This window comes from Pantoea sp. paga (assembly GCF_007558755.1).
Taxonomy (GTDB): domain Bacteria; phylum Pseudomonadota; class Gammaproteobacteria; order Enterobacterales; family Enterobacteriaceae; genus Pantoea; species Pantoea agglomerans.
In genome coordinates this window covers 201584-211589 of the sequence record NZ_VLTF01000009.1, presented here as the reverse complement: position 1 = coordinate 211589, position 10006 = coordinate 201584, and the positions used below count along the sequence as shown (strand labels likewise).

Sequence of the window (10006 nt, the reverse complement as noted above, 5' to 3'; positions counted from 1 at the left end):
GGGCTACTACATTAAGTACTACCTTCCACAATGTAAAACAGATCTTACAGATCGTTTTACGATCATATCTATGCTTTCAAACGCTCTGAAATCGAGTTCTCTAGGAATCATTCAGCACCTTGGCTATGAACATGAGATCACGTTTTTCTTTCGCTTTATGATTCATTATGCCATTGATAATGAAGAAGAGGCGGAAAATATTTATCGTGAGGAAAGGGTAAAGTATGAGAAAGCGATACTGTTGAAGCAATTTTTCATTACTAAATCAAAGCGTAAAGGAAGGCGGATTTGAAAAATTTATTATCTAGGCTATATGCAATGTTATACTTTTGTTACGAGCCAATTCAGTGCATAATAGCTTACCCCTAATTTTACAGAAATGGCGAAAGCAATGGATTTAATGTCATCAGTTAATGAGAATATTTGGACGTACTTTATTATCATATTGATTTTTATATTATTTATTTTCACTTTAATATTGATATTAAAATTCACACTTAAACTATCTAAAGAAGAGCAAACAGAGATAGCTAAGTCTTTTTTTAGCGGTATGCATGTAAAAAGCACTGCTGCAAAAATAATAAAATCAGCAATATCAATGCTTCTTATTTTGCCTGATTTTAAAAAATCAGGAAGAACAGATGAAAAAGACGGAAATAAAATAGTAAATGATTATTTATGGGATGAGTATGCGAGCTCTAAAAGAATAAGAGTTATCTTTATAAATCTTTTTGTCGTTTTTACTATGTCTGTCATAGCAGGTTTTATATGGCTGGATAAACTTGAGGTTGGTGTAAGAGTCACAATCGGTTGTATATATTTCGGTTTCAGTCTTTTTGTATTATTTATTATAAAGTCATGTTATTCAAGATCTGCAGTGATTATATCCATTATGGAAGATCAAAGTAAGAAGGATAATGTTTTTGATTTTATAGTTAAATATAAAAAAGAAGAGCCACTAAATGAATTTGATATCGCCATGATTAAAATGATTACTACTTCTAGAGCAGAAAGGGAAAAGTCAGCAAAACATCCTTATGAAATAATTTTGAAAAATATTCAAGGTAGCAGCCTTAGCTTTGATAAGAGTAAAATAGAAATTGGTAAAGAGAAAAAAGAAATCAAAAGCTAAATCATGCTTTTTTAATTTAACTGAATTATTGTCTATAATTATGAAGGGTTTTATGGGGGGTAAGCTAAGTATGTTGTAATATTCAAGTGATACTGTAATAGATTTTATATTATTACAAAAAGAAGGATGTTAAGAAGAAAAAGCATCACAACTTGTTAATTTATCAAAAATGCTGATTTTAAATAAATCGAAAACCAGAAGTGATGCTTGCTTTGAAATTTTTATATATCACCTGACAAACTTGCGGTTAATTCTGAGAAACCACTCCCAGATTGTAATTTACTCCATATTTCTAAAACTTTTCCTCTATTAATGTTTAACCATGCAGAAACATCCTTATCATATTTATTTGGTAATGAACCCTCAAGTCTTTCGCCTGACTCGATCGCATAGCTAGCAGCATGTTTTTTATTACCGTAATCAATATGAATATGTGGCAGTATATGACCTTTCTCTTGATAAATTTTTATCTTCATATCTTTTCTTTTAATCAAAAGTAGTTCCATACTATTACTGGAACGGGGCCTTGATTCTGTAAGGAGGTCCTTTTCAGCAAAGGATCTTTGAAGATCGTTAAATTCGTTTTTTAGATTCATGATAGATCTCATTTTTCTTATGAATATTTTATTTAGACTTCAGCGAATCTAAATAGCATTCTTTTATCTGCAATTTTACGTTATCTGCAAGTTTAATCACTGGTTGGAGTATAGATAAACGATCTCCTTTTCTAACTGTTCCATTTTTAATAAGTTCAGGTGAATATGTTTCAATCATCATAAAACAATTTTCAAAATACTTCTCAATTTCTTTGTCTAAGTCTTTTTCATTTTTAGAAAAAACAAATCTAAATGAATTAATAAACTGAAAGTCGTTATGAAGTTTTCTAAAAAAACTTATGTCATTACGTAGTTCAGTGTTTTTACTATAAAAAATTAATAATATTTTTTCGGATAAGGGGAAGAAATACATATCGTAATTAATAACGGGAGGGAATACTTCATATATTATCTCTACAGTTTTTTTATCCGTTTTATTGAAAGTCAGTACAGGTGCATCTCCAATTATAAAATTTTCACCTTCATTTGCGAATAACAAATGTGCGTTTTTTTCTATAAGTATATTAATGAGCAAATCTGTATTGACAATAATACTGTTTAAGTAATCAGATACAGGATCTTTTTTAACGATTGTTATTTCTGGATGTATCTGGTCTTTAATGGTTTCTTCGAAGTTTAATATATTGTTTTTTGTGCTTGGAGTCCTGATTAACTGAGAGGCTATGTATTTTAATAGTTTGCTTTTTTCATTATCATTTAAGTTTTCTAAAGACCTGCCCTTAATGATTTTTTGTATAACTACAGGGGCGTCGGAATCAATTTTGTCAAAAAAAATTCTTTCTAAAGATATTTTAGATTCTGGGTACTGGTAAAGAAAGCTTTTTACGGCTACTTTTTTAATTATCTGTTTCTGTTTTCTTTCTTCCAGTTTAGAGTACCAAAATATCTTTTTGTTATTAGAGAAATTTTTTAGTATTCCTTGAGGGATATAATGGTTATTTTTATCTTTTTCGTTATTCATATTATAAGTCTTAAATTTTAAATCATTAATATCTTAGGTGGGGTGTAGCCCTTTACATCCACTTAAATAAAGGGCTGTATTCTTAAATCATCAATCAGACTGTTATAAATTAACTAAGATTTATTTAGCTGGTTTAATAAAATTTACTTACAAGATCATCTACATGATCACGTGCCTCTTTATATCTTTCTTTAACAACATTAATTATTTCGCCATTTGGCATTTGATAATGGGTCTGAGCTGGAAGTTTAAAAAGTGGAATCCCTAGACTGGCAGATACTTTACCAGAAGTATGGAAATCTTTTACTTCAGAAAGATACTCTTCTGCCCAAATTTTCATAGTGTTTATTTGAGTGGCTCGGGGGCTAAATAAATCAGGGAAATTTGAATATTGTTGATATGCGAAAGCACAAAGCGATTCTTTTATTGAGTCATATGCTCTTGCTACTCCTAAATTAGAAGTGTAATTATTAAAAATAAACCTATCAAGTTTCGGTAAAGTTAAATCGTAGTTAGTAACTTGACTATGAAAAGTGACAAATTTTTGTGCATAATTTTGCGCTGCTGCAGATGGGTAGTGACCATATAAAAGCATCATAATTCCTTTCATACCTTCAAGGGAACTATAGTCTGCCATCATTGGCACTATAAGCTTATCAGATGAAAGCAATGCCATTTGCGTATATATTGAAAAGCTTGGGTTACAGTCAATAAAAACAACCAAGTCTTCATATTCATCAGTATCATGTTCAAGCTGGCATAATCTGCGTATTGCTGTCATATATTCACGCCATGCAAATCTATTTGCAGGATTTATAACAGCATAATTCAATGCCAAAGTTAAGGATTCTAGAAAAGAATCCCCTGCTATCAAGTAAAGATTTTCGCTGATTTCAGTGTTATAACGATGCACCGGGACTTTGAAAGATCTTCTAATACTTGTAAAGTCAGAGTTTCCGTCTAAAACCCAATCGAGGAATCCCACTACGTTTCTTCTTGTTCTTGATGACTGTAACTCTTGGTTTGTATTATATCCATTGTCGCCACCACCGAGTAAATATTGAGAAATATTAGCTTGAGGGCATAAGTCAATTACAAGCACCTGAGTGCTAGGATTTTCGTCAGCGAACTGAGTAGCAATATTAAAACCAAGTGTAGTCTTGCCTACTCCACCTTTATTATTATACATTGCGTATATTTTAACCGACATATTATGCTTATTCCTGTGTTTAATTCATATGATTTTATGTTAAACATTAGAGTACCTTATCATTTTTAATATCTCAATAACTGAAAAGAATTTAAATGAAAGTCTGGTAAAATATTTATCATTGAAATTCATTGAGTTGAACTTATTACACAGTTTTTGGTTAGTCATAAGCAAAGAAAATTTAAAAAAAACAGTTGAAAGTAAGTCCTTAAGTTAAATTTAAGATTTAAGCATTGGCATCATTCCGCCTTTTTACTTGTAAGATACATTCCATTGTCCCTCATTTTTTATAAATTTCATTTCTACTGTAGTATGCTTTTCGCCCATGAAGGGTAGCGTTATATCAGTATCCACTTTGCAAAGGTATGTCCCTTTTGCCTCTGTCTTCTTACAGGAAACCTTCTCAGCTTTGTTCAGAGTCGTGAGCATGTCTTTGCTGTTCTCACCGAACCGCTGTCTGGCTTGCTGGTTTGTATGTTCAATGTTGTCCTGCATAGCTTTTTTAATCTCAGAAGACGAGGGCTCGCTGTCACAGCCGGTAAGCAAAACTGCCAAAGACAGGACAGCAACTGTTGAAATTTTATTCATTTATTAATCCCTTATTTGATATTGATAACTATTGTGCTGCTGTGGTTTTGTTGAGTGTCTGATCAAAAATTTCACACCACTGCTTCAACTGCATTTCCGTATCACGGATCCCGCGTTCATGGTGGAACCGGCCTTTACGGGGGTGAAATTTGATCTGCCACTCCGGGCATTCAATATCTTTCACCTGGATAAAGAACCCTGAGTTCTCGAAGTTTTTAAGCCGTGTAAGGTTGTTGTGACCTTTAGCCCCCGCCATACCGACTAAATCAAGAGCTACGATTTCACCTCCAACGGCTAAGTGATATCGCCAGCCTTTGACGTCACTGAACTTGTAAGCTTTCTTGCGCTTACCAGCTTCCAGAGTCAGCAACTCGCGATTCGTATCAATGGTCATTTTGCTGTCCTGGAACTCATGGCTCCACAGACCGTTGTCATTGACGTTCAGCAGGTCGATAGTCGAGGCGTTAGCCCTTTTATGCGTGTATGACACATATGCCGTGAGGAGTAAGAAGAAGGCAGGTAATGTCCACATGAACAAAAATCCTGCAGTGTCCTTGGGATTTGAATTAGTCAGGATCCAGAAAATCACTACCACAACAATCCAGAATCTAATCGAACGAAAGAACGATGGTTTACGCACTTTCTGACCGCTCAAAGCCGCTGTGTCCATTTTATGCACCTTTATTTTTAAGTCGCTCATAACTAGCTGATTGGTAACTGCTTTTACGACGCATTTTTGAACGAGTTCAAAACTTAAGCAAATCACTTGTACCGATCGATGATCCTTATTTGATAGGTAATGACTATCATATATAGTTTATCGATCTGTAAAAACGATCAATTGTTTGTGCAAATAAGAACTTAGGCTGGAAAATTGCGTTGAGGCAGGAGGTTAACGAAAGGGCATTGTTATGCGCTCAGCCAGTATTTCGCTGTTACCTGGTAGTTCAGATAACGCAGGTTCAGCTGAGAGGACTGCATGAATTGTCGAAAATGAGGATTTTCTGTGGAGAAGTGTTTTGCCTGTCTTCTTCAGCATGTCTGTGAAAACGGCCAGGTAAGGAATGCTCAGTAGCCACTTCAATACCCTTGTCATGTAGTAGTCAGCACTGCTGGTTTGCTCGCATGCCATACGTGTAATGCTGAGGGGAGTTTGCGCTTTGGGTATCTCTGACGCTCTGGCTCTATGTTCATACATAGGAGGAGGTGTACCTTCGGATTCTAAAGCAGCTGGTAATGACGGTGTAATAGCTACCTTAGTAGCTTCTATATCTGAATCACTCGTCTCATTACCTCCCATAGCTGAAGCTTTCAAAGCAAAGAGCAGAGGATTGTCACGTTCAGGCTCGTAGCGAAGCTTCTCTTGCAGGTTAGCCCATGAGTATGTCTTCCCCAGTTGGGAAGCTTTGAAAGCAATTCCTCCATATTCGAATGAGAAACCATTCATGCGTCCTGTAGAGGATATGTTGGGAATGGGCGTAATGCCGTTCTCCTCAATAGCTTCAACGAAGCCCGAGATATCATTGGCACTCGTAAGGATCTCGTCGATAGTGTTTTGTAAGAACGTCTTGGCCGTTGGCTGACCTTCACGCTTCTCCTTCTGTTGCTCGCCACGTGATAGCTTCTTGCGCTTTCTGGCAGGGCAAGGGCTATGCGAAGGAGAGGGGCCTTTAGTTCTTGTCAGGTCATGCGCTAGCTCAAGCTCCTGAATTACTCTCGTGCTGATCAGGTTTTCATTCCTTCCCAGATAAAGCTTTCCTCCGATAAGGTCTACTCTACTGGCAATGATATGAATGTGCTGGCCGGCCTCATCGTCATGCATGACATAGCAGCGTAGGTGCGTGTCACTGAACCCCATGCGATTCATATAGTCGTCGGCAAACGCAGCCCATTGCTTCGCTGTGAGGGACTCACCCTGTGACAGGCGAAGCGAGTTATGCCACACCGGTTTGACAACGTCAGGGCGAAGTGAAGTAGAAGCGCTGAACTCAACGATCAACTCAGGAGCTGAAGCGCCCAACATGTTCCCGCCGATAACAACCGGATCAGTTTTATGATGTGTTCCGGGTTTCAATGCGTATAGGATAACCCCTGTGAAGCTCTTACCTCGTTTGATTTTCTGCATACCCTTCATCGGGTTTGCTCCATATGTCTGCATCGATTATTTTCTGGCGAAGCTCTTTCAACTCCCGCTTAACTGCGAACAGTTCTGTAAGTGTGAGCTTGCTGTTTTCGCTTTTGCTATCGATATGGGCAGCGATACGGGTTAGCCTTTGTGATATCTCAGATATTACTTTCCATGCTTCGATATTAATGGGTGGAACAATAGGAGGTAGTCGGTTTAGCAATGCCATACGAAGCCATTCGCCTTTGCTTCTAGGACCACGTTTGGTATTAAGGTGTTGTAATTCTATATTGTTCAGTCTAACACTAACACAATAGGTGCGGAGGAATTCTGAAGGGAACGGGGATTGTGCTTTTAGATGTGTTGGGTTTGTGACAATATTAGGCACCGATTTTTTTTCCATATAAACTCCTTTTTATATGACTTCAATTGATATACTTATAGATTACTTTGTTTTATTGTCAAGACAAGAAATCTCATTATGCATTTCACATAAAGCTGAAGTTACCTCGAGCTTTATGTGAATTAGAATTGCTTATAGGGTTTTTCTATTATTTTTATGATGTATATATCTCCGCCATTCTTTAGTGAGAGATTTGTTATGTATCTTATATAAATATGGTAGGGCATTAGGTGCTTTTTCTATAGCCGCATTATAATCCGACATCAATAGTAAAACATCTGCCTCTAAATAATTTCGGCCATCAATACCTTCGATTCTTTCAAAAATATCAGTAATAGTTTTAGTTGCATTAAAGTATGAAAGCATTACACCAAAATAATCAGAGGATAATAATAATATCAATAATGCAATTAAAGTTCGCGCTATTGAAAAAATGGTTGGGGACTGAAGAGTCGCTGAGGAAACCCATCCAATGATAATAAACAACAATAATAATAAACTTAAGAACCCTAACATTATTTTCGCGCTGGTTTTTTGCAACGCACATGTCCAATATGATGACTCTTCTATCATTTCAGTTAGGCGTTGATACCCTGGCGTTTTTTTAGTTGAAAAATATGTATCAATAGAAAGATTTTTATCATCAATCGATGCTGTGAAATTTTTATAGATAGAAACATTTTGCTTATTTGAAAATGCTCCGTTAAGGCCATTTTTTATTAACAGAGCACGCCGGGCTTGATCACCAGCTTGTCGATGGCGTTGTTGTAAATGATCGAACCTAACCCAAAATATAGTTGTAATTACACCCAAAAAAGCAACTAAAAGAAGAAAAAAATTATCATCAATGTAAACTGAGGAGGCAGATAAAATAGCTAAGAAAAATTGTGTTAGCATCATTTTAATCTGATACTTCCCGGCCATGTCTAGCTCTGCTCTTTGATGTGACAAAAGATTGGTAGCATCATATAGAGAGTATTCTTTTCTTAATATACTTGATATGAAATCAGACTTGCCGGAAGTGTAGGACTCCAGATTATTATGATGTTTCTTTATTAATTCTGATTTGAGTTCGCTATATTTTTTTTTGAGACTTTCATCTTCATTTAGAATGTCACGAAAAAGAGACATATCAGTCCCCCACCTTGAAGTAGGGATGGTTATATGCAAATTAATTGCCTCAATGCTGTCACACTGAACCGATTTAGTTAAAAAATATCTCGGAGTTTTATCGCATTGCTCAATAATTTTATAACCTAACGTGTCAAGATGCTGAAGTATGTCGGCAATATGACTCCATTTATCTACGGTCAGCAAAATATCTATGTTAGGCTTGGCTATAATATGTTCTATTGACGTTGAACCAACATGCTCGATGTGAATATTATAACTTGAACAAGATATATTGGTTCTAAGATTATCAGATTCATTCTTAAAGATGTTCCTCCATTTAGAACTCCAGGGAGTTAGAGTGATTTTCTTTTTATTAGATATGTGCATAGAGAGTCCATTTTCCTCTTTTAAAAACTCATCCAACTCTATTGGTTTTTATGAATTTTATCTATCTTTTTTAGGCGATATGGCCATCAAAATTTTATCAAAGAAGTTCTGAGCATCTCTTTTCTGACTAAAAGGAAGAAAAGCAAGGCAACTCTATGAAGCGGAGCTTCGCAGAGTTAGCCCTTGCTTTTAAATGTCATTTTATCTAACTTCATAACTAAATATGACAAGGTATTCCGAATCATTATGCTGAAGAGCACTCATAATAATTTCCAGCTTTGCGAATATTTGCTCTTCTGGAAACTTATAAATATCTATTTCATTTCCAAAAAATGCGGCACCATGGTTGAATTTAAAAAAAACTTGAGTGGTCCATTTTATGGAATTTATTGCAAAAATAAGCTTGTAATCTCATTAGCCGAAAAAGCACATGTATAATTATTTTTCTACGCGCAAGTTCCATTCAGTATCGATTATAAAAAAAGAAATGATTGATAATTCGACTTGAAACTTAACGTTATCAAAGTGAAATGATTTTTTACTTCATGTTGGACCTATTACTTTATTATGGTGAAGCTACTATTGTTGCCTCTAGGGAGATATATGCCACGTATACATTTAGGATTAATAACAGCTATCTGTATATGTGTTTTGTCATAAAAATTAGCAGAAGGATATATTGGTTGACCTTCTTGAAAGGCAGAACGTACTGTGTCAAAGATTATACCGTTCTGTCTAGCAAGTTCTTTGGCATAAGAGATCACTGCACAATCCAGTTCTCTTTTCATTAGATCATTAGCTGACGGATTAAAGCTAGAGTTGGTAGGTAGTATAGGATTAGCGGAAGTGTTCGAAAACTCAACGAACGACAAATAAGCTTGTTTTACAAATCCAATATCACGATGATCAAGTAAATCGAGACAAACACCTAAATCGATGACCGCTCCAAGAACAAATGGCTTTTTAATATTTGAAGACTTTCTGCAACTAGATTCCTTTGCATATGCCATAGCTCTTTCAAAATTATTCTCCCAAAAATAAACTCCACCACTCAACCAATCATATGTATTATCACTTAACAAAAATTCAGATTTGTTATTCAAAATTTCATAGGCTACGTCTTCGTCAAGCCCATGATAGCCGTATACAACAGACGGTTTACTGTTAAAGTTTGTCATACGATATTTTTATATTTTTTAGGGTTTGTTCTTTTTCACGGCCTCTTGACTTCTCTTCACTAAATCAGCCGAGAACATTTCAGGATTGTAGGAACCATCTTCAACTAATACTTTAGCATTAATAAGCATTTTCTTAGTTTCTTCAAAGGAGTATGAAATCGTTTTATTTTTTAGTTTTTCTGTAAGTTCTTGAATATCCATAAAACCCCCATATTGATGACTTAAAAAGTACTTGGAACAAATATTATTGTACACTAAATAACCAGAATGGCAAGTATTGTGGTCTCTAATA

The 10006-nt window shown here is 35.4% G+C and carries 12 protein-coding genes; 2 read left to right on the top strand and 10 right to left on the bottom strand.

Annotated features, from left to right (window positions below; genetic code table 11):
- Positions 1-292, top strand: a 292-nt coding sequence (locus FOV68_RS24185) for a hypothetical protein (RefSeq protein ID WP_222104197.1), incomplete at its 5' end; no start/stop codon positions are given.
- A 99-nt stretch (positions 293-391) separates the two neighbouring features.
- Positions 392-1132 carry a hypothetical protein gene (locus tag FOV68_RS20480; protein ID WP_143991440.1) on the top strand — a complete coding sequence of 247 codons (741 nt, stop codon included), beginning with the start codon at positions 392-394 and terminating at the stop codon, positions 1130-1132.
- Positions 1133-1353: 221 nt separating this feature from the next.
- Here FOV68_RS20480 and FOV68_RS20475 read toward each other — a convergent pair whose 3' ends face one another.
- The 10 genes from FOV68_RS20475 to FOV68_RS20430 all read right to left on the bottom strand — a co-directional run bounded on the left by FOV68_RS20475 (position 1354) and on the right by FOV68_RS20430 (position 9915).
- Positions 1354-1728 (bottom strand): DUF4160 domain-containing protein, encoded by a 375-nt coding sequence (locus FOV68_RS20475; protein WP_143991439.1) that lies wholly within the window; start codon positions 1726-1728, stop codon positions 1354-1356.
- 28 nt (positions 1729-1756) lie between these two features.
- A complete protein-coding gene (locus tag FOV68_RS20470; protein ID WP_143991438.1) occupies positions 1757-2710 on the bottom strand; it encodes a DUF4238 domain-containing protein in 954 nt (317 codons plus the stop codon).
- Positions 2711-2843: 133 nt separating this feature from the next.
- Positions 2844-3920 carry a ParA family protein gene (locus FOV68_RS20465; protein ID WP_143991437.1) on the bottom strand — a complete coding sequence of 359 codons (1077 nt, stop codon included), beginning with the start codon at positions 3918-3920 and terminating at the stop codon, positions 2844-2846.
- A 252-nt stretch (positions 3921-4172) separates the two neighbouring features.
- Entirely contained in the window at positions 4173-4508 is a 336-nt protein-coding gene (locus FOV68_RS20460; RefSeq protein WP_143991436.1) for a hypothetical protein, read from the bottom strand.
- Positions 4509-4536: 28 nt separating this feature from the next.
- On the bottom strand, positions 4537-5208 hold the full coding sequence (locus FOV68_RS20455; RefSeq protein ID WP_143991435.1) for a DUF4755 domain-containing protein: 672 nt from the start codon (positions 5206-5208) through the stop codon (positions 4537-4539).
- Positions 5209-5400: 192 nt separating this feature from the next.
- On the bottom strand, positions 5401-6642 hold the full coding sequence (locus FOV68_RS20450) for a relaxase/mobilization nuclease domain-containing protein (protein ID WP_255473725.1): 1242 nt from the start codon (positions 6640-6642) through the stop codon (positions 5401-5403).
- Positions 6611-7036 (bottom strand): hypothetical protein, encoded by a 426-nt coding sequence (locus FOV68_RS20445; RefSeq protein WP_255473724.1) that lies wholly within the window; start codon positions 7034-7036, stop codon positions 6611-6613. The genes FOV68_RS20450 and FOV68_RS20445 overlap by 32 nt, the downstream gene beginning before the upstream one ends.
- A 132-nt stretch (positions 7037-7168) precedes the next feature.
- Positions 7169-8536, bottom strand: coding sequence for a GrpB family protein (locus FOV68_RS20440; RefSeq protein WP_143991434.1), 1368 nt, complete (start codon positions 8534-8536; stop codon positions 7169-7171).
- A gap of 557 nt (positions 8537-9093) precedes the next feature.
- A complete protein-coding gene (locus tag FOV68_RS20435) occupies positions 9094-9714 on the bottom strand; it encodes a hypothetical protein (protein WP_143991433.1) in 621 nt (206 codons plus the stop codon).
- Between the two features lie 18 nt (positions 9715-9732).
- Positions 9733-9915, bottom strand: a complete 183-nt coding sequence (locus FOV68_RS20430) for a hypothetical protein (protein WP_143991432.1) — start codon at positions 9913-9915, stop codon at positions 9733-9735.
- Between the last annotated feature and the right edge of the window lie 91 nt (positions 9916-10006).

What these genes read in the sequence shown, in the direction of transcription:
- FOV68_RS20480 (WP_143991440.1), top strand. Translation starts at nt 392, where the DNA reads ATGGATTTAATGTCATCAGTTAATGAGAATATTTGGACGTACTTTATT.
- FOV68_RS20475 (WP_143991439.1), bottom strand. Translation starts at nt 1,728, where the DNA reads ATGAATCTAAAAAACGAATTTAACGATCTTCAAAGATCCTTTGCTGAA.
- FOV68_RS20470 (WP_143991438.1), bottom strand. Translation starts at nt 2,710, where the DNA reads ATGAATAACGAAAAAGATAAAAATAACCATTATATCCCTCAAGGAATA.
- FOV68_RS20465 (WP_143991437.1), bottom strand. Translation starts at nt 3,920, where the DNA reads ATGTCGGTTAAAATATACGCAATGTATAATAATAAAGGTGGAGTAGGC.
- FOV68_RS20460 (WP_143991436.1), bottom strand. Translation starts at nt 4,508, where the DNA reads ATGAATAAAATTTCAACAGTTGCTGTCCTGTCTTTGGCAGTTTTGCTT.
- FOV68_RS20455 (WP_143991435.1), bottom strand. Translation starts at nt 5,208, where the DNA reads ATGAGCGACTTAAAAATAAAGGTGCATAAAATGGACACAGCGGCTTTG.
- FOV68_RS20450 (WP_255473725.1), bottom strand. Translation starts at nt 6,642, where the DNA reads ATGAAGGGTATGCAGAAAATCAAACGAGGTAAGAGCTTCACAGGGGTT.
- FOV68_RS20445 (WP_255473724.1), bottom strand. Translation starts at nt 7,036, where the DNA reads ATGGAAAAAAAATCGGTGCCTAATATTGTCACAAACCCAACACATCTA.
- FOV68_RS20440 (WP_143991434.1), bottom strand. Translation starts at nt 8,536, where the DNA reads ATGCACATATCTAATAAAAAGAAAATCACTCTAACTCCCTGGAGTTCT.
- FOV68_RS20435 (WP_143991433.1), bottom strand. Translation starts at nt 9,714, where the DNA reads ATGACAAACTTTAACAGTAAACCGTCTGTTGTATACGGCTATCATGGG.
- FOV68_RS20430 (WP_143991432.1), bottom strand. Translation starts at nt 9,915, where the DNA reads ATGGATATTCAAGAACTTACAGAAAAACTAAAAAATAAAACGATTTCA.